Source organism: Sphingomonas sp. R86520, assembly GCF_042466285.1.
In the GTDB taxonomy this organism is placed as follows: domain Bacteria; phylum Pseudomonadota; class Alphaproteobacteria; order Sphingomonadales; family Sphingomonadaceae; genus Sphingomonas.
In genome coordinates this window covers 2,567,937-2,586,249 of record NZ_JAXHBZ010000001.1, presented here as the reverse complement: position 1 = coordinate 2,586,249, position 18,313 = coordinate 2,567,937, and the positions used below count along the sequence as shown (strand labels likewise).

At 66.2% G+C, this 18,313-nt stretch carries 20 protein-coding genes; 10 read left to right on the top strand and 10 right to left on the bottom strand.

Annotated elements, in window-relative coordinates:
- Positions 1 to 33: 33 nt before the first annotated feature.
- A complete protein-coding gene (locus SJY41_RS11780; protein WP_380781904.1) occupies positions 34 to 1,491 on the bottom strand; it encodes a diguanylate cyclase domain-containing protein in 1,458 nt (485 codons plus the stop codon).
- 62 nt (positions 1,492 to 1,553) lie between these two features.
- Here SJY41_RS11780 and SJY41_RS11775 point away from each other — a divergent pair, with 62 nt between their 5' ends.
- Entirely contained in the window at positions 1,554 to 2,468 is a 915-nt protein-coding gene (locus SJY41_RS11775) for a tyrosine recombinase XerC (protein WP_380781902.1), read from the top strand.
- Here the strand turns inward: SJY41_RS11775 and SJY41_RS11770 are convergent.
- The 4 genes from SJY41_RS11770 to rsmI form a co-directional block, all read right to left on the bottom strand.
- The gene (locus tag SJY41_RS11770; RefSeq protein ID WP_380781900.1) at positions 2,465 to 3,064 is read right to left on the bottom strand and encodes a DedA family protein; all 600 of its coding nucleotides are present in this window, start codon (positions 3,062 to 3,064) and stop codon (positions 2,465 to 2,467) included. The genes SJY41_RS11775 and SJY41_RS11770 overlap by 4 nt on opposite strands.
- Positions 3,065 to 3,233: 169 nt before the next feature.
- The gene (gene gshB / locus SJY41_RS11765) at positions 3,234 to 4,187 is read right to left on the bottom strand and encodes a glutathione synthase (RefSeq protein WP_380781898.1); all 954 of its coding nucleotides are present in this window, start codon (positions 4,185 to 4,187) and stop codon (positions 3,234 to 3,236) included.
- Positions 4,188 to 4,345: 158 nt separating this feature from the next.
- Positions 4,346 to 4,747 carry a YraN family protein gene (locus SJY41_RS11760; RefSeq protein ID WP_380781896.1) on the bottom strand — a complete coding sequence of 134 codons (402 nt, stop codon included), beginning with the start codon at positions 4,745 to 4,747 and terminating at the stop codon, positions 4,346 to 4,348.
- A 48-nt stretch (positions 4,748 to 4,795) separates the two neighbouring features.
- Complete coding sequence (gene rsmI, locus SJY41_RS11755) at positions 4,796 to 5,641, bottom strand: 16S rRNA (cytidine(1402)-2'-O)-methyltransferase (protein WP_380781894.1); 846 nt, start codon at positions 5,639 to 5,641, stop codon at positions 4,796 to 4,798.
- 10 nt (positions 5,642 to 5,651) lie between these two features.
- Between rsmI and SJY41_RS11750 the strand changes: the two genes are divergently transcribed.
- Positions 5,652 to 6,854: a penicillin-binding protein activator gene (locus SJY41_RS11750; RefSeq protein WP_380781892.1), complete on the top strand. Its 1,203-nt coding sequence runs from the start codon at positions 5,652 to 5,654 to the stop codon at positions 6,852 to 6,854.
- Between the two features lie 124 nt (positions 6,855 to 6,978).
- Here the strand turns inward: SJY41_RS11750 and hemW are convergent, their stop codons facing one another.
- Positions 6,979 to 8,139: a radical SAM family heme chaperone HemW gene (gene hemW / locus SJY41_RS11745; RefSeq protein ID WP_380781890.1), complete on the bottom strand. Its 1,161-nt coding sequence runs from the start codon at positions 8,137 to 8,139 to the stop codon at positions 6,979 to 6,981.
- 43 nt (positions 8,140 to 8,182) lie between these two features.
- Between hemW and SJY41_RS11740 the strand changes: the two genes are divergently transcribed.
- Positions 8,183 to 8,740 carry a CAP domain-containing protein gene (locus SJY41_RS11740; protein WP_380781888.1) on the top strand — a complete coding sequence of 186 codons (558 nt, stop codon included), beginning with the start codon at positions 8,183 to 8,185 and terminating at the stop codon, positions 8,738 to 8,740.
- A gap of 244 nt (positions 8,741 to 8,984) precedes the next feature.
- Here SJY41_RS11740 and rdgB read toward each other — a convergent pair whose 3' ends face one another.
- Both rdgB and rph read right to left on the bottom strand, forming a co-directional pair.
- A complete protein-coding gene (gene rdgB, locus SJY41_RS11735; RefSeq protein ID WP_380781886.1) occupies positions 8,985 to 9,620 on the bottom strand; it encodes an RdgB/HAM1 family non-canonical purine NTP pyrophosphatase in 636 nt (211 codons plus the stop codon).
- Positions 9,617 to 10,333 (bottom strand): ribonuclease PH, encoded by a 717-nt coding sequence (rph, locus tag SJY41_RS11730; RefSeq protein ID WP_056055360.1) that lies wholly within the window; start codon positions 10,331 to 10,333, stop codon positions 9,617 to 9,619. Before rph ends, rdgB begins: the two co-directional genes overlap by 4 nt.
- 80 nt (positions 10,334 to 10,413) lie before the next feature.
- Here rph and hrcA point away from each other — a divergent pair, with 80 nt between their 5' ends.
- The 5 genes from hrcA (at position 10,414) to SJY41_RS11705 (ending at position 13,864) form a co-directional block, all read left to right on the top strand.
- On the top strand, positions 10,414 to 11,457 hold the full coding sequence (gene hrcA / locus SJY41_RS11725) for a heat-inducible transcriptional repressor HrcA (protein ID WP_380781884.1): 1,044 nt from the start codon (positions 10,414 to 10,416) through the stop codon (positions 11,455 to 11,457).
- 25 nt (positions 11,458 to 11,482) lie between these two features.
- Entirely contained in the window at positions 11,483 to 12,022 is a 540-nt protein-coding gene (grpE, locus tag SJY41_RS11720) for a nucleotide exchange factor GrpE (RefSeq protein ID WP_380781882.1), read from the top strand.
- An 18-nt stretch (positions 12,023 to 12,040) separates the two neighbouring features.
- Positions 12,041 to 12,166 carry a hypothetical protein gene (locus tag SJY41_RS11715; protein WP_380781880.1) on the top strand — a complete coding sequence of 42 codons (126 nt, stop codon included), beginning with the start codon at positions 12,041 to 12,043 and terminating at the stop codon, positions 12,164 to 12,166.
- A gap of 127 nt (positions 12,167 to 12,293) precedes the next feature.
- Complete coding sequence (locus tag SJY41_RS11710) at positions 12,294 to 13,517, top strand: threonine synthase (protein ID WP_380781878.1); 1,224 nt, start codon at positions 12,294 to 12,296, stop codon at positions 13,515 to 13,517.
- Between the two features lie 107 nt (positions 13,518 to 13,624).
- A complete protein-coding gene (locus tag SJY41_RS11705; protein ID WP_380781876.1) occupies positions 13,625 to 13,864 on the top strand; it encodes a hypothetical protein in 240 nt (79 codons plus the stop codon).
- A 169-nt stretch (positions 13,865 to 14,033) separates the two neighbouring features.
- Here the strand turns inward: SJY41_RS11705 and SJY41_RS11700 are convergent, their stop codons facing one another.
- Both SJY41_RS11700 and SJY41_RS11695 read right to left on the bottom strand, forming a co-directional pair.
- On the bottom strand, positions 14,034 to 14,513 hold the full coding sequence (locus SJY41_RS11700; protein ID WP_380781874.1) for a vgr related protein: 480 nt from the start codon (positions 14,511 to 14,513) through the stop codon (positions 14,034 to 14,036).
- On the bottom strand, positions 14,510 to 14,947 hold the full coding sequence (locus tag SJY41_RS11695; protein WP_380781872.1) for a copper chaperone PCu(A)C: 438 nt from the start codon (positions 14,945 to 14,947) through the stop codon (positions 14,510 to 14,512). Before SJY41_RS11695 ends, SJY41_RS11700 begins: the two co-directional genes overlap by 4 nt.
- Positions 14,948 to 15,115: 168 nt before the next feature.
- On the opposite strand from SJY41_RS11695, the gene dnaK reads away from it, so the two are divergent.
- Positions 15,116 to 17,023: a molecular chaperone DnaK gene (gene dnaK, locus SJY41_RS11690; RefSeq protein WP_380781870.1), complete on the top strand. Its 1,908-nt coding sequence runs from the start codon at positions 15,116 to 15,118 to the stop codon at positions 17,021 to 17,023.
- A 119-nt stretch (positions 17,024 to 17,142) separates the two neighbouring features.
- Positions 17,143 to 18,273 carry a molecular chaperone DnaJ gene (gene dnaJ / locus SJY41_RS11685; protein ID WP_380781868.1) on the top strand — a complete coding sequence of 377 codons (1,131 nt, stop codon included), beginning with the start codon at positions 17,143 to 17,145 and terminating at the stop codon, positions 18,271 to 18,273.
- Positions 18,274 to 18,313 lie beyond the last annotated feature (40 nt).

The following is an 18,313-nucleotide window of genomic DNA, read 5'->3' as shown; positions in this document are numbered from 1 at the left end:
GAACCGCTTTAAGCAAGACCGGTCGAAGCGATCCTAGGCGGCGCTTCGATTCTCACGCCGGCGTTCGCCCACGCGCTCTCGTTTGGCCATATAGAGGATCGTATCGGCGCGGTGGATGAAGTCGCGGATCGAATGGCAATCGGCCTCAAGTTTCGCGATGCCGACCGTTCCCGCGCTGACCATCGCCAAGCCATTCAGCGCGATCGGGAAGCGCAATGCGTCCTCCAGGCGCGTGCGGATTTGACCGGGATTCGCTACCATCGCGGGGTCGTCGACGAGGATCCCGAATTCGTCACCACCGAGCCGCGCGGCAAAACTGTTCTTCAACCATGGCGACTGCAATACCCGGCCGACGCCGCGCAGGACATCGTCGCCCGCGGTATGGCCGAGCGTGTCGTTGATCGCCTTGAACCCGTCGAGGTCGACCAACGCCAGTAATAGCGGCGTGCCCTGGGCATGAGACCGCGTCATGGCCTCCTCGAGCGCGCGATCGAACGCCGCGCGGTTGGCGATGCCCGTGAGCGAATCGGTATCCGCCGATCGTCGCAACGTCACTTCGAGTGCGTGGCGTTCGGTCACGTCCTGGAATACGCCGACCAGAGCGACGGTCGTGCCCTCGACGGTCTCGCGCTCGCCCAATACGCGGACCCTGCGCAGCTTGCCCTGCGCGGTCGTGAAGTCGACTTCGATGTCGAAGGGCGCCCCGGTTGCAATCGTTTCCCCGAGCGCGGCGGTTATCATGTCGCGCGCGTGCGGGGGGTAGTATTGCATGGCCGTCGGCATTTCGGGCACGTCGCCGACCGGCAGGCCGTGGATATGGTAGACGCCGTCGGACCATTGCAACTTGTCGTCGGCGAGCGACACGCGCCAGGATCCGATCGCCGCCATCCGCTCCGCCTGACGGAAGATGCGATCCTGGCGTGCGAGAGCGGCGGCGTGGCGATCGGCCGTGGTCGCGATCTCGATCGCCTGCTTTGCCGCCGCCCGTGCAGCGATCATCGCCTCGGCGAGCGTGGCGAGGTGGGCGAGCGCGGTGCGGCCCGACTCGTTCAGACAGCGCGGCTTCGTGTCGAGAACGCAGATCGCGCCGATCGCATGGCGTTCACCGCCGCTTGTCACGGCATGGACAGGCATTCCCGCGTAGAAACGAGCGCCATCGGCCGGCATGACGAGGGGATTGGCGGCAAATCGTGGATCACCGCTCAGATCGTTGATGATCAGCGGCTCCTTACCGCGAATCGTCACTTCGCACATGCCGACGTCGCGGCAGACTTGGCCCCGTTCGCCGGCACTCGCCGCCTTTATCCACACGCGATCGGTATCGACGAGCGTCAATAACGCGGTAGGACAGTCCAACATATCGGCGGCAAGCGCGACCAGCGCGTCGAATTCGCGTTCGGGCGCGCTGTCGAGCAGAGAAAGCGCACGGAGCGCCGCGACCCGTCGTCCTTCTTCTGAAAAGATATCGGTGATGAGATCGACAGGCGACATGAGACTCGAATATAGCGGCAGGGTTAATTTTCTTTGCCTGTTCGATACGTTACTGTCCACCGATGCACGCTGATAAGGACGATAAGGTGGAAAAGTTGCCGCCTTCGGTGCTCTGGGCAGAGCATCTCGAACGGGACCGTCGGCGATCGATCCACACCGTTCGCGCTTATCGTGCCGCCGCGGAACGGCTGACCGCTTTCCTGAACGACCATTGGGGGGAGTCGATCGATCGTGCCGCGCTGGCGCGCGTCGCGGCGGCCGACCTGCGGGGGTTTCTGGCGCATCGTCGAGAATACGGGCTGAGCAACGCATCGGCAGCGCGAGAATTGTCGGCGGTGCGGGGGTTTCTCGCCTGGGCGAACGCCGATGCCGAACAGCCGCGGATGCGCGGACCTCGGGTCAAGCGTGGCGTGCCGCGGCCGATCTCCCCGGCAGAAGCCATCGCCTTGGCCGAGGAAGTCGCCGACGACGCCGCCGAGCCGTGGATCGGTGCGCGCGACTGGGCGGTTTTGCTCCTGCTCTACGGCGCCGGGTTGCGCATCGGTGAAGCGATGGCGCTGCCGGGCGGCATCCTGCCTCTTGGCGAGACGATCGTCGTCATCGGCAAACGTGCGAAGGCGCGCGTCGTGCCGCTGTTGCCGCAGGTGCGCGATGCGATCGAAGCGTATGTCGCGCAGGCACCGTGGTCGATCGGCCGCGACGAACCGCTGTTTCGCGGTGCGAAGGGAGGCCCGTTATCGGCGGTGGTGGTGCGGCGATCGGTGCGCGGCGCGCGCTCGCGGCTCGGGCTGGGCGATCGGACGACGCCGCATGCGCTGCGCCATAGTTTTGCGACGCACCTGCTGGGGCGGGGGGCGGACCTGCGCGCATTGCAGGAGTTGCTCGGGCATGCGAGCCTCAGTTCGACGCAGGTCTATACGCAGGTCGATGCGGCGCATCTGATGGACGTGTACCGCAACGCGCATCCGAGGGCTTAGCCCTTCGGTTTCCAGGTCAGCACACGCCAGCCGTACCCGATGATGATGACGACGAACGTCGCCACGGCGACCGGCCCGACATAGCGATCGAGCTCCGCGAAGTGCGAGCCGAGCAGGATACCCGCATAGGTAAGCACGGTATTCCAGATCGCGCTGCCCGCCGCCGTCCAGATCAAAAACTTCCAGATCGGCATGTAGGTCATGCCCGCCGGGAGCGAGATGATGGTGCGGAAGGTCGGCATGAAACGGAACACGAACACCACCCAGCCGCCGCGCTTGACGAAGAAATGGTGGAGCTTCTCGACGTCGGACCATTCCATCGTCAGCCAGCGGCCCTGCCGCTCGACGAACGGGCGGAGGCGCTCGTAGCCGATGTTGCGGCCGATATAATACCAGAAGTAATTGCCGACGACCGAGCCCGCGGTGCCCCAGGCGATCAGCGGCACGACGCTCATGTCGCCGCGCGCAACCGCCATGCCGCCGAGGCCCATGATGACTTCGGACGGCACGGGCGGCACGATGTTCTCGAGCGCCATCAGCAGGAAGATGCCGAAATACCCGCCCCAGGCGATGAGATCGAGGATGAATTCGGTCATGGGTATCAGATACTGCCGGAGGGGCGGATGTGTTCCGCCAGGCGTTCCACCAATGCACCACCCCGGCGGAGGCCGGGGCCCAATTGGGGGATGGTTATGCGGAGGACGGCGCTCCGTCACTGCGACCTTCCAATTGGGCCCCGGCCTTCGCCGGGGTGGTGTTCGGTGCCTAGCGCGCGGCCACCTTCGCTTCGATCGCGTCCCAGATCATCGCCGAAACATCGGTCCCGTCGAACTTCTCGATCGCGACGATGCCGGTTGGTGACGTCACGTTGATCTCGGTCAGCCACGTGCCGCCGATCACGTCGATCCCGACGAACAACAGCCCGCGCCGCTTCAGCTCCGGCCCGAGCACCGCGCAGATCTCGCGCTCCTTGTCGGTCAGTTCGGTCTTTTCCGCCGAGCCGCCGACGGCGAGGTTCGAGCGGATCTCGCCTTCGCCTGGCAGGCGGTTGATCGCGCCCGCGACTTCGCCGTCGACCAGCACGATGCGCTTGTCGCCCTTCGCGACGTCGGGGAGGAACGCCTGCACCATGTGCGGCTCGCGCCACGTCATGTTGAAGACCTCCATCAGCGCCGACAGGTTGGCGCCGTCCGATTCGACCTTGAAGATCGCCTTGCCGCCATTGCCGTGCAGCGGCTTGATCACGATCGCGCCGTGCTCCGCGAGGAACTTCCGTGCCTCGTCGAGCGAGCGGGTGACAAGCGTCGGCGGCATGAACTGCGGGTAATCGAGCACGAACACCTTTTCGGGCGCGTTCCTGACCTGCGCGGGGTCGTTCACGACAAGCGTCTTGTCGGCGATCCGCTCGAGCAGGTGAGTCGCCGTGATGTAGCCGAGATCGAACGGGGGATCCTGCCGCATCAGCACGACGTCAGCCTCGTCGCCGAGATCGAGGTTGACGGGTTCACCGACGCTGAAGTGATCGCCGACGACGCGCTGCACGGTGACCGGATGTGCCTTCGCCCAGACATGGCCGTCGCGGTAGTTCAGGTCCTCGGCGGAATAATGGAAGAGCTTGTGCCCGCGGTCTTGTGCGGAGAGCATCAGCGCGAAGGTCGAATCGCCGGCGATGTTGATGCTGTCGAGCGGGTCCATCTGGACGGCGACGGTGAGACTCATTCTCGCATTCCTTCCATGCACCCCTTCCTTGCCCGTCACCCCAGCGGAAGCTGGGGTATCTCCATAATTGGGAGACCCCAGCTTCCGCTGGGGTGACGGGTGGGGGGTGGTTCGGATCGGCAATTAGGGCGGCTGAAGGAGTTTGTCATCCAACCCACTCACCCGATCCAGGCATTCTCGATATGCCGAGGTCGCGTACCGGGTGCGAGCAGGATGACGTCGACGCGGATATCGTCGCCCGGCCCGGCATAGCGCGGCATCAGATATTCCGCCGCCGCCGCGACGCGGGCGAGGCGGCGTTCGTCGATCGCGAAGTCGAGTTCGGCGGCGGTGGCGCGCGTCTTTACCTCGACGAACGCGATCAGATTGCCTTTGCGAGCAACGAGATCGACTTCGCCGGCCGGCGTGCGGACGCGGCGGTCGAGGATGGACCAGCCCTTCAACCGCAGCCACCACCCTGCCAGCCGCTCGCCGCGCCGGCCGGTGGCCTCCGCGACCTGTCGGTCCTGCGTGTTTCCGTTCCGCTTGCGGGAAGGGCTAGGGGAGGGTGGGGGCGGCACGGTCCTGGCATGCCCTCCCCCGACCCCTCCCGCAAGCGGGAGGGGAGATCAGGGCTTCGGCTTCAATTCCAGCGCTCTCGCGTAGAGCGCCTTGCGGTCGAGGCCGAGTTTCTTGGCGACTTCGCTCGCCGCCTGTCCGGTGGACAGCCGGGTGAGTGCCTCGGCCAGCGCGGTGTCGCCGTCCTCCTGGCTGGCCGGCGGTGCCTCACCCGGTGGTGCGACGACGATCACGATCTCCCCCCGCGGCGGCGCGTCCGCATAGCGCGCGGCGAGCGTAGAGAGCGTGCCGGTCACCGCCTCCTCGAACTTCTTGCTGATCTCGCGCGTCACCGCCGCCTCACGGTCGCCGAGTCCCTCGGCCAGCGCCGCCAGGCACGCGCCGAGGCGCGGTCCCGATTCATACATCACGAGCGTTGCGCGGATCGTCGCCACTTCCGCAATCGCCTCGGCGCGCGCGTGCATCTTCGAGGGGAGGAAGCCGACGAACAGGAAGCGGTCGGTCGGCAGGCCGGCCAGCGTCAGCGCCGCCACCGCCGCGCATGGCCCCGGGATCGTCACCACCAGATGTCCCGCCGCCCGCGCGTCGCGAACCAGCTTGAAACCGGGATCGGAAATGAGCGGCGTTCCGGCGTCCGATACCAGCGCCACCGCCTGCGTCGCCATGCGGGCGATCAGCGCTGGCCTGACTCCTTCGGCGCTGTGATCGTGATAGGGCACCATCGGCGTCTTGGTGCCGACATGGCGGAGCAACCCGGCGGTCACGCGGCTGTCCTCGACCGCGATAACGTCGGCCCTGCGCAGGATGTCGGCGGCGCGTGGCGACAGATCGCCGAGATTGCCGATCGGGGTCGCGACGATGTAGAGGCCGGGATCGAGAAGAGGTTCAGGGTTCATGGGGATTGTCATGGCAGACGCAGCGACGACACGGCAACCGGCACGCGTATTCGGACGGTGGGTCGCGCTTGCCGCAGCGTGCCTGCTCGGCGCGTGCCAGACGATCGTGCCGCGTGGTCCCGTCGAGCCGTCGCAGCAGCGCCCGACCTCGCGACCGGTAGAACGCCCGACGATCGGCGTGGAAACCGGCATCCCGCGCGATGCCGAACGCAACCGCGTCGCGCTGCTCGTGCCATTGTCGGGCAGCAACGCCGGTGTCGGCACCTCGATCGCCAACGCGACCATGCTGGCCTTGCTCGACACGCAGAACCAGCGCGTGCGGATCACCAACTACGACACCGCGACCGGGGCCGCGGCTGCCGCGCAGCGTGCGATCGCGGAGGGTGCGCAGCTGATCCTCGGGCCGCTGCTCGCCGACGACGTCCGCGCGGTCGCGCCGATCGCCCGCGCCGCGAATATCCCGGTGCTGAGCTTCTCGAACGATCTCGGCGTGGCGGGCAACGGCACCTACCTGATGGGCTATGTGCCGACCCAGTCGGTCGGTCGCGTCGTCGACTTCGCCAAGGAGCGCGGCGTCAGCAATTTCGCCGGGCTGGTGCCCAATGGCCTGTACGGCGAACGCGCCTCGACCGCGTTCCTCCGCGCAGTCGAAGGCGCAGGCGGGCAGGTCGTGTCGCTCCAGACCTATGCACGCGGCCCCGGCAATCTTTCGGGCGCCGTCACGCGGCTTGCGGCCAAGGCGCCCTATGACGCCGTCCTGATCGCCGATGGCGGCGCGAACGCGGCTTCGGCAGCGGCGTTGGTCAAGCGTGGCGGCGGCGCGTCGACGCGGATCCTCGGCACGGAACTCTGGAATTCGGACGCCGGGATCGCTGCCAAGCCGGCGCTCAACGGCGCCTGGTATGCGAGCGTCTCGGACACGCTGTACCGCCAGTTCGCCGCCAAATACCGCGCCCGTTTCGGCGCAGGCCCGTACCGCCTGTCGAGCCTCGGCTATGATTCGGTGCTGTTGACCGTTCGCATCGCGCGCGACTGGAAGCCCGGCGTGCCGTTTCCGGTCGCTCGCCTGCGTGATGGCGATGGGTTTGCGGGAATCGATGGTGCGTTCCGCTTCGGTCGCGACAATGTCGCCGAGCGCGCGCTGGAGGTGAAGGAGATCCGCGGCGGCACGACGACGGTAGTGTCGCCGGCGCCGGCAGGTTTCGGGAAGTAAGGCTGTAACCCCTTCCGTCATCCCCGCGGAGGCGGGGACCCATATCCTCAGCCGGTCGCGATTCAATCGCACGGCTAGCCAGTATGGGTCCCCGCCTTCGCGGGAATGACGGGGTGGGCGCGCCTTACGCCGTCACGATCTCCGGCAGGATCGCGTCGAGCAGGAGCGCCCCTGCCTCGGTAACTCGCAGCCGGCCCGGCGAGTGTATGATCAGCCCCAACGCCTCCAGCCGCGCCACCGCCGCCAGATCGACCGGCACCACGCCTGCGTTCAACGCGGTGATCCGGTCGAGGTCCACGCCTTCCGCCAGCCGCAAGCCCATCAGCAGAGCCTCGGTCGCCCGCGTCGACGGCGTCAGTGGATCCTCGACCTCCATGCCGTGGCCATTGCGCTCGATCGCGGCGAGCCAGTTCTCCGGCTTCTTCCGCCGCACCGTCGCCAGACCACCGCGACGACCATGCGCGCCCGGCCCGATCCCGGCATAATCCTGGTACCGCCAGTAAGCGAGATTGTGGCGGCTCTCCGATCCCGGCCGCGCGTGGTTCGACGTCTCGTACGCCGGCAGCCCCGCCGCGGCGGTATCGGCGCGCGTCGCCTCGAACAGGTCGGCCGCCGAGTCGCCATCCGGGATCACGATCCGCCCCGCCAGCGCCTCGGTCGCGAACCGCGTGCCGGCTTCGATCGTCAGCTGGTACAGAGACAGATGTTCCGTCCCAAGGCTCAGCGCGCGCGCCAGTTCCACCCGCCAATCCTCGAGCCGCTGGCCGGGCAACGCATAGATCAGGTCGAAACTGACGCGGGGAAACACACTCTGCGCTGTCGCGAGCGCCGCTTGCCCCTCGTTCACGTCATGCGCTCGACCCAGGAATTTGAGAGCCTTGTCGTCGAGCGATTGCAGGCCGAGCGACACCCGGTTCACGCCCGCGCTGGCCAGGTCGGCAAACCGCGCTGCCTCGACCGAGGACGGGTTGGCCTCCAGCGTGATTTCGATGCCGTCCGCGAACCCCCAGGCCTTTTCGGCCGCATTCAGCACCGCCGCGACGGTCGCCGGCGGCATCAGCGAAGGCGTACCGCCCCCGAAGAAGATCGACTGCAATTTCCGCCCGGGCAGCACGCGTGCCTCATGCTCCAGGTCGGTGATCAGCGCGGACCGCCACGCGGCTTGATCAACCTCCTCGCGGACATGGCTGTTGAAGTCGCAATACGGGCATTTCGACACGCAGAACGGCCAATGGACGTAGAGTGCGAGGTCCGAAGTAGCGCTTGGTGTTTTGGGGACGAGCATTATCTGGCGCATATGGTCGCACGGCGCGGCAGAAGGAAGTGCGATGACGGTTCGGTTGGGTTTGGCGGTCGCCGCAGCTATGTTTGTGATGGGGTGTGCGCAGGGTCCCGAACGGGTCGTGGAGCGTCGCGAGACGGAGGCGCCCGCGTCGCGTGGTGCCGCGCTGCTCAAGACCGCGATGCTGCAGGGCCACAACGCTGCGCGCGCCGCGGTCGGCGTGCCGCGGATCGCCTGGAGCGATACACTGGCGACGACCGCGCGCGCTTATGCCGACGAGATGGCACGGACGGGCAAGTTCGCCCATGCGCGCCAGCCGCAGGACAATACGCGCGAGGGCGAGAACCTGTGGACCGGTACGCGCTATGCCTACACCTATACCGAGATGATCGGGCACTGGGTCGCGGAGAAGCGTGATTTCATCAACGGCGTGACGCCGAATTTCAGCCGCACCGGCAAGTTCGAGGACGTCGGCCATTATACGCAGATCGTCTGGCGGAACTCGACCGCGGTCGGGTGTGCGATCGCGAGCAACAAGACCGACGATTATCTGGTGTGCCGCTATTCGCCACCGGGGAATGTGATCGGGCAGCGGGCGTTCTGACTGCGGTCTGATTGGGAACCGAACGGGCGGGTAGCCCCTTCATATCTCCCTCGCCCTCGTCACCCCGCTAGCGTCCGTCACCAGCGTCCGACATCGCGCCAAAATTCGTCACCCAGCCAAACTTCGTCACCCCAGCGAGAGCTGGGGTATCCCCGTTCGAGCCGCGTGTTTCCCAACCGGGATACCCCAGCTTTCGCTGGGGTGACGGAAGTTTGTATGGTGCCGGCCTCAGAACACCGCCCCCTCAGAACACCGCAGCTTCGAGGAGCTTGAACGCCTCGTTGCGGTGGCTGATCGCGTTCTTGGTTTCGTGCGGCAGTTCGGCGTAGGTCTGGTCGTAGCCCAGCGGCACGAACACAGGATCATACCCGAAGCCGACCGCGCCCCGCGGCGGCCAGGTCAGCGTCCCTTCCGCCCGGCCTTCGAACCATTCGACGTGACCATCGGGCCAGGCGAGCGCGAGTACGCTGACGAAGTGCGCGCCCCGTGTTGCTTCCGGACCCTTGGCGTTGAGCGCGTCCTCGACCTTCTGCATCGCCATGTTCCAGTCGCGGCCGGTCGGCGTTTCTGCCCAGTCGGCGGTGTAGACGCCCGGATCGCCGTTCAGCGCATCGACGCACAGTCCGCTATCGTCCGCGAGTGCGGGGTAACCCGACAGGTCGGCCGCCGAGCGGGCCTTCAGTTCGGCGTTTGCGAAGAAGGTCGTCCCCGTCTCGATCGGCTTCGGCAGGTCTAGGTCGGCGGCGGAGACCACTTCGAGCCCCCGCCCTTCGAGCAATGCCGCGATCTCGCGCACCTTGCCCTTGTTGTGGCTGGCGATGACCAGCTTGCCCGGCGCGAGCTTGCGGATCGCCTGCGGTTCCTTGCCTTCGCCGCTCACTTGGCGACGGCCTTCGCCTGCGCGGCGAAGATGTCGGTGCAGCCGATCCGCGCGAGACGGAGCAGGCGGAGCAGCGCTTCCTCGTCATAGGTTGCGCCCTCGGCGGTCGCCTGTGCCTCGGCGATGTTGCCGTTTTCGAGCAGCACGAAGTTCGCATCCGCGTCCGCGCCTGAATCCTCGATATAGTCGAGGTCGAGCACCGGATTGCCCTGGTAGATGCCGCAGCTGATCGCCGCGACCTTCTGCGTCAGCGGGTCGGCGGTCAGCTTGCCGCTCGCGAGCAAGCCGTCGATCGCGAGCCGGAGTGCGACCCAGCCGCCCGAGATCGACGCGGTGCGCGTGCCGCCATCCGCCTGGATCACGTCGCAGTCGATCACGATCTGGCGCTCGCCGAGCAGCTTCAGGTCGACCACCGCGCGAAGGCTACGGCCGATCAACCGCTGGATTTCCTGTGTGCGGCCCGACTGCTTGCCCTTGGCGGCCTCGCGGTTGTTGCGCGTGTTGGTGGCGCGCGGGAGCATGCCGTATTCGGCGGTCACCCAGCCTTCGCCCTTGCCGCGCATGAACGGCGGCACCTTCTCCTCGACGCTGGCGGTGACGAGAACTTTCGTGTCGCCGAAGCCGATCAGGACGGAGCCCTCGGCATGCTTGGTGAAGCGCGGCTCGATCGTGATCGCACGCATCTGGTCTGGGGCGCGGCCGGATGGGCGCATGATGTATTCCTAAAACGGGAGTGAGTGGTTGTGCGCTGCCTAGCCTTTCGTTTGGTCGCTCGCCAGCCTAGATCAGGGATATGGTCGCACTCCCCGTCACCGAACTGACCGATCGCGCACGCGACATTTTTCGTGCGGTCGTCGACAGCTATCTGGCCAGCGGCGTGCCGGTCGGGTCGAAGACGATCGCGCAACTGACTGGCTTGAGCCTCTCGCCCGCCTCGATTCGCGGCGTGATGGGCGAACTCGAAGGCCTTGGCCTGCTCGCCAGTCCGCATACCAGCGCCGGTCGGATGCCGACCGACCGCGGCCTGCGGCTGTTCGTCGACGGTATGATGCAGGCGATGGAGCCGTCGTTCGAGGAGCGCCAGACGATCGAGGCGCGTGCCGGTGTCGGCGGTCCGGTCGAGGAGGCGCTCGCCGCAACCACGCTCGCGCTGTCCGGGCTGTCGGCCTGCGCGGGGCTGGTGATGGTGCCCAAGCGCGAACTGAAACTGCGCCAGATCGCGTTCGTCGCGCTGTCGCCCGAGCAGGCGCTGGCGGTGCTGGTCAGCGAGGATGGCTCGGTCGAGAATCGGGTGATCGCACTGCCCAAGGGCATGTCGCCGTCCGCGCTGGTCGAGGCGGGCAATTACATGTCGGCGACGCTCGGCGGGCTGACGCTCGCCGATGCGCGGACCCGGATCGAGCGCGAGCTGGCGGACGGGCAGGCGGCGCTCGACGGTGCGGCGCGGACTTTGGTCGAGCGCGGGATCGCGGTGTGGAGCGAGGACGCGGATCGCCGCCCGGTGCTGATCGTGCGAGGGCAGGGGCGGTTGATCGATGCCGCCGCCGCCGCCGATCTCGATCGGGTCCGCGACCTGCTCGACGATCTCGAGGGAAAGCAGGAAGTCGCATCGCTTCTGGACAGTGCGCGGGCCGGTGATTCGACGCGAATTTTCATCGGCGCGGAGACCAAATTGTTCGCGTTGTCAGGGTCTTCGGTGATTGCGCGACCGTTCCGTGGATTGGACGGCCGGGTGGTCGGCGTGGTCGGTGTCATAGGCCCGACGCGGTTGAACTATGCGCGCGTCGTGCCCATGGTGGATTTCACGGCTGCAACGCTCGCCCGGTTGATGGGTTGAGCCGGCCCAATTTATAGGGAAAACCATGTCCGACATCGACCAGAACACGCCTGCAGACCTGCGCGAAGAGACCGCCGACGCCGCGCCTGAGGTGGCCTCGAACGACCGCGTCGCCGAGCTCGAGAACCAGCTCGCCGAAGCCAAGCAGAACGTCCTCTACGCGCAGGCCGAAATCCAGAACGTCCGCCGCCGCGCCGAGAAGGAAGCGCAGGACGCGCGTGCCTATGCCGCGACGGCGTTTGCGCGCGACGTGCTGTCGGTCGCCGACAACCTCTCGCGTGGGCTGTCGGCGATCCCGGCGGACCTGCGGGCTGACGACAAGATGAAGGGGCTCGTGACTGGCCTCGAGGCGACCGGTCGCGAGCTGGAGAGCGTGTTCCAGCGCCACGGCATCACCAAGATCGCGGCCGAGGGCCAGATGCTCGATCCGAACAAGCACCAGGCGATGCTGGAAATGCCGAGCGACCAGCCGCCAGGCACGATCGTCCAGGAAATGCAGGCGGGCTACATGATCAAGGACCGCCTGCTGCGTCCGGCCATGGTCGGTGTTGCCAAGGCTGGCTAACGATATGGGGAAAACGGCGTGCACGATCTGGTCGGAGCGCTGATCGAGGGACTGGGCGCCGCTATTCCCGATACGTGGAAGCAGTTTTTCATCTGGCTGACGGTGGTCGCGGTGCTGATCGGCCTCTTTTTCGCGTTCCGCTAACCCCACCCGTCATGCCGGGCTCATTCCGGCATCCACCGTGCCGCATATTCGCGACCGGTTGGTTTGCGGAACGGTGGACCCCGGAACAGGTCCGGGGTGACCGGGGATTTCTTGGTAGGATGACGACTTGAACCAGAACCTCACGACCGATCGCCAGACCTTCGTCACGCACCTCGAATGCTCGATTACCGGCGAGCGGTATGAGGCAGACCAGCTTCATGGGCTGTCGCGTGCGGGGCGTCCGTTGCTCGTCCGCTACGACCTCGACGCGGTGCGTTCGACGGTTTCGCGCGACACGATCGAGGCGCGGCCGACCGACCTGTGGCGGTGGCGTGAGCTGCTCCCCGTGCGGCATACATCCAACATCGTCAGCCTTGGCGAGATCGAGACGCCGCTGGTGCCGCTGACCAAGTCCGGCGGCCCCAACGTGCTCGTGAAGGACGAAGGCCGCCTTCCGACCGGCTCGTTCAAAGCGCGCGGGCTCGTCATGGCCGTCGCGATGGCGAAGGAACTGGGTGTCACCAAGATCGCGATGCCGACCAACGGCAATGCGGGCGCGGCACTGGCGGCGTATGCGACGCGCTGCGGGATCGAGACGATCGTGTTCTGCCCCGACGATACCCCCGAGATCAACGTCCGCGAGATCGCGATGCAGGGCGCGCGGGTCTGGCGGGTCAATGGCCTGATCGACGATTGCGGTGCGATCGTGGGGAAAGGCGCCGCGGAGGGCCGCTGGTTCGATTTCTCGACGTTGAAGGAGCCCTACCGGATCGAGGGCAAGAAGACGATGGGGCTCGAACTCGCTGCGCAGTTCGGCTGGAAACTGCCGGACGCGATCTTCTACCCGACCGGTGGCGGCACCGGGCTGATCGGGATGTGGAAGGCGTTCGACGAACTGGAGAAGCTTGGCTGGATCGGGTCGGAGCGCCCGAAGATGTTCGCGGTGCAGGCGAGCGGCTGTGCGCCGATCGTACGCGCGTTCGAGGCCGGCGAGGAGCATGCCGAGCGTTGGGATGACGCCAGCACCGTCGCGGCGGGCATCCGTGTGCCGAAAGCGGTCGGCGACTTCCTGATCCTGCGCGCGGTTCGCGAGAGCAGCGGGCAGGCGCTCGCGGTCGGCGATCCGGCGATCCTGAAGGCGGTCGATGCGGCGGCGAAGCAGGACGGGTTGCTGCTGTGCCCCGAGGGCGGTGCGACGCTGGCGGCGTATCATCAGGCGCTGAACACCGGGTTGGTCGACGAGGACGACAAGGTCGTTCTTTTCAACTGCGCCACCGGACTGAAATATCCGATGCCCGAGGCGCCGCAAGCGCTTGATAGAACACGACCTATCGATTTTGACGCGCTGTAAACGGCTGATTTCTGCCGATGTTGCCGGCTGCGATCTACCAGATCCGCGGTTGAAACTGATCCATGTTGTCTGCATCGGGGCGCCCTTCTTTACGAACAGGGTCCTCAATGCAGAAAATCGTTCAGGTCGTTTGCGTCGTGCTCATCGCGGCAGCCGTGATGTTCGGCGGGCGTTGGTACATGTACGTCGCGCGCGGCGAGAGCCCTTATGACGAGGTCGGCATCGCGCTGAACGGCTATGCGCCGGGGCCGATGCGCACCTGGGGTTGCCACGAGATGCAGGCGCGGTTCCCAGGCCAGTTGCCGCCTTATGGGTGTGCCGGGGCGGATGGGCGTAGCTGGATGTAACGCCGCCGCCGTCGCCGGTTAACCCGGTCATCGCATAACGTCCGTCATCCCGGGGAAAGCTGGGATCTCCCGGTGATAGCGCGCGCCTTTGCTGCATGAGATCCCAGCTTTCGCTGGGATGACGGCGGGGGCGGGCGGCGGGGGCGCGGATGGGGCTCCGCAGTGGACATCAGACCGATGCTGAAGGCGTGAACGGCAGCACCGTCTCGTATTGCGCGAGCGGGGGTGCGCCCGCCACTTTCGCGCCTGCACGCAGCAGGAAGGCATGCCGCACGATCTCGCCCTGCTGCTCGATGCCGTAGCGATGCAGCGCCACGCCCGGCCGGAACGCATAGTCGTACCGACACCAGGGATGCCGCGCCAGCGGCAGGAACACGCCGCGCTGGTGTTGCCAGATGTGCGTCATCTCGTGGACGAACAGCCCCTGCAACGTCAGGTTGGCGTGCGCGAAGTCGTCGCACCACAGGTCGCCCTTGGGGTGAAAGTGGATGCACCCGCGGGGTGCCATCACCGTATCACGCGGCTGGAAGAACGCCCATTTGCTGCGCGACAGGCTCACTCGAGAGTAATCGATCGCGCCCCCGAACACCGATGCGGCGAGCGCCGTCTCTCCCTCGGTAAGCCCGCGCCTTGAGCCTGCTCCGGTCACTTCCCTACCGGGGTTCCCGCCGCGACCACGGTCGCGTTGTTGATGATCCGCGTCCCATCGGCAAACGCGAACGTGAGCGTCACGCGATCAGCGGGCTTGATCCCCGAGTTCATGTCGAACAGCATCACGTGCCGCCCACCGGGCGCGAATGCCACGTCCGTATTCGCCGGAATCTCGACCTTCGCGAGCGGCGCCATCGTCGACATGCCGCCCTTGTCCATCGTCTCGTGCATCTCCGCCTTGATCGCCACGTCGGTGGTGACCGAAATCAGCGTCGCCGGCGCAGGGCCCCCATGGACCTTGAAATACGCCGCCGCAGGCCGTCCGGTGACCGCGCCAAGCCGCACCCAGGCCCCGTCCACGGCCAGCTCCTTGGGCTGCGAGCACGATGCCAGTGCCATCGCGGCAACACCCAGTCCGAAAACGATACGCATAGGTTACTTTTCCCCGGGCCCTGCCTCTTGCGCATCCTATGACCGGTACAATCTTGCGGCAAGCGCGAGGCCACCTATATCGCGCCCATCATCAGAAAGGTTCCGCCCCCGAAACGGGGTGGAGCGGATTTCGTATTTTCGTTTCAAGTGAGGGGCTAATCAGAACTCATGGCTAAAGTAATCGGTATCGATCTCGGCACGACCAACAGCTGCGTTTCCGTCATGGAAGGCGGCAAGCCCAAGGTCATCGAGAATTCCGAGGGCGCGCGCACCACGCCGTCGATCGTCGCGTTCGCCAAGGACGGCGAGCGACTGGTCGGCCAGCCGGCCAAGCGCCAGGCAGTGACGAACGGCGACAACACCATCTTCGCGGTGAAGCGCCTGATCGGCCGTCGCTTCGACGACCCGATCACCAAGAAGGACACCGAGCTGGTCCCGTACAAGATCTCGCGCGGGCCGAACGGCGACGCATGGGTCTCGGCGGGCGGCAAGGATTACTCGCCGTCGCAGATCTCGGCGTTCACGCTGCAGAAGATGAAGGAAACCGCGGAGTCGTATCTCGGCGAGACGGTCACGCAGGCGGTCATCACCGTGCCGGCCTACTTCAACGACGCGCAGCGCCAGGCGACCAAGGACGCCGGCCAGATCGCCGGCCTCGAAGTGCTGCGCATCATCAACGAGCCGACCGCGGCGGCGCTGGCTTACGGCCTCGACAAGCAGGACGGCAAGACGATCGCGGTCTACGATCTCGGCGGCGGCACGTTCGACATCTCGGTGCTGGAAATCGGCGACGGCGTGTTCGAGGTGAAGGCCACCAACGGCGACACGTTCCTCGGCGGTGAGGATTTCGACAACAAGATCGTCCAGTATCTCGCCGACGAGTTCAAGAAGGCCGAGGGTATCGACCTCGCCAAGGACAAGCTGGCGCTGCAGCGCCTGAAGGAAGCGGCCGAGAAGGCGAAGATCGAGTTGTCGTCGGCACAGACGACCGAGGTCAACCTGCCCTTCATCACCGCGGACCAGAACGGCCCGAAGCATCTGGTGAAGTCGATCACCCGCGCCGACCTGGAGCGGATGGTCGAGGACCTGGTCAAGCGGACGCTCGAGCCTTGCCGCAAGGCGCTCGCAGACGGCGGCCTGAAGCCCGAGGACATTTCGGAAGTCGTGCTGGTCGGCGGCATGACGCGCATGCCGCGCGTCCGTGAAGTCGTGAAGCAGTTCTTCGGCAAGGAGCCGCACACCGGCGTCAACCCGGACGAGGTCGTCGCGATGGGCGCCGCGATCCAGGCCGGCGTGCTGCAGGGCGACGTCAAGGACGTGCTGCTGCTCGACGTGACGCCGCTGTCGCTCGGCATCGAGACGCTGGGTGGCGTGTTCACCCGGATGATCGATCGCAACACGACGATCCCGACCAAGAAGTCGCAGACCTATTCGACCGCGGACGACAACCAGGGTGCGGTGACGATCCGCGTGTTCCAGGGCGAGCGCGAGATGGCGGCCGACAACAAGATGCTCGGCAATTTCGATCTCGTCGGCATCCCGCCCGCACCGCGCGGCGTGCCGCAGATCGAGGTTACGTTCGACATCGATGCCAACGGCCTCGTCAGCGTTTCGGCCAAGGACAAGGGCACCGGCAAGGAGCAGCAGATCCGCATCCAGGCATCGGGTGGTCTTTCGGACAACGACATCGACCAGATGGTCCGCGATGCCGAGACCTTCGCCGAGGAGGACAAGAAGCGTCGTGCGGGCGCCGAGGCGAAGAACAACGCCGAGTCGCTGGTCCACACCACCGAGCGTCAGCTGGCGGATAACGGCGACAAGGTCGACGAATCGCTCAAGACCGAGATCCAGGCTGCGATCGACGCGACCAAGGCTGCGGTCGAGAGTGGCGATGCGGACGCGATGACCGAGAAGAGCACTGCGCTCGCCCAGGTCGCGATGAAGCTCGGCCAGGCGATCTACGAGAAGCAGGCCCAGGCGGACGCATCGCCGTCGGCTGATGGCGACGGCGCGAAGAAGGACGACGATGTCGTCGACGCCGAGTTCTCGGAAGTCGACGACAACCCGAAGGCGTAAACCATGACCGCCCTCCGTCACCCCAGCGAAAGCTGGGGTCTCCTTCCACGAGGGTTCGCTCTGGTGGAACGAGATGCCAGCTTTCGCTGGCATGACGGGCGGGGCCGGAGGGGCGAAGTATGAGTACCCAGATCGACTATTACGAACTGCTCGAATGCGAGCGGACCGCGGATGCGGGGACGATCAAGTCGTCCTACCGCAAGCTCGCGATGAAATATCACCCGGACAAGAATTCGGGATGCAAGGATTCCGAGGCGCAGTTCAAGGCGGTCAGCGAGGCATACGAGTGCCTCAAGGACCCGCAGAAGCGCGCGGCCTATGACCGCTTCGGTCACGCCGCGTTCCAGAACGGCGGCCCCGGCAACGGCGGCGGTGCGCAGGATTTCGGCGGATTCAGCGATATCTTCGAAAGCGTCTTCGGCGAATTCATGGGCGGCGCGCAGCGCGGCGGCGGTCGCTCGGCGGCGCAGCGCGGCGCGGACCTCCGTTACGACATGGAAGTCACCCTGGAGGAAGCCTTCCACGGCAAGACGACCGAGATCACGATCGACGTCTCCGCGCTTTGCGATACCTGCGACGGGTCGGGCGCCAAGGCCGGGACGCGCGCGAAGACCTGCCAGCATTGCGGCGGCCACGGGAAAGTCCGCGCGCAGCAGGGCTTCTTCGTGGTCGAGCGTGCCTGCCCGGTGTGTAACGGCGCAGGCGAAGTCATCGCCGACCCATGCCCGGATTGCCGCGGCGAAGGTCGCGTCGAGAAGACCAAGACGCTGTCGATCAACGTCCCCCCCGGTGTCGACGAAGGCACGCGGATCCGCATGTCGGGCGAGGGCGAGGCGGGCGCACGCGGCGCGCCGTCCGGCGACCTCTACATCTTCCTCCACGTGACCAAGCACAATCTGTTCGAACGCGAAGGCACGACGTTGTTCGCGCGCGCGCCGATCAGCTTCACGGTCGCGTCGCTCGGCGGATCGCTGTCGATCCCCGGACTCGACGGTCGCACGCACGAAGTGAAGATCCCGGCGGGCATCCAGTCGGGCAAGCAGCTCCGCCAGCGCGGCGCCGGCATGCCCGTCCTGCAAGGCCGCGGCCACGGTGATCTCGTCGTCCAGATCGACGTCGAAACGCCTACGCGTCTCAGCAATCGGCAGAAGGAACTGCTCGAGATGTTCCGCGAGACCGAGACTGGCGACGAATGCCCGGCAAGCCAGGGCTTTTTCGCCAAGCTGAAGGGTGTGTTCGCAGGCGAGTGATTGGCGTAAAATAGTCGCCAGCGGACTTAGTCGGTCGAAA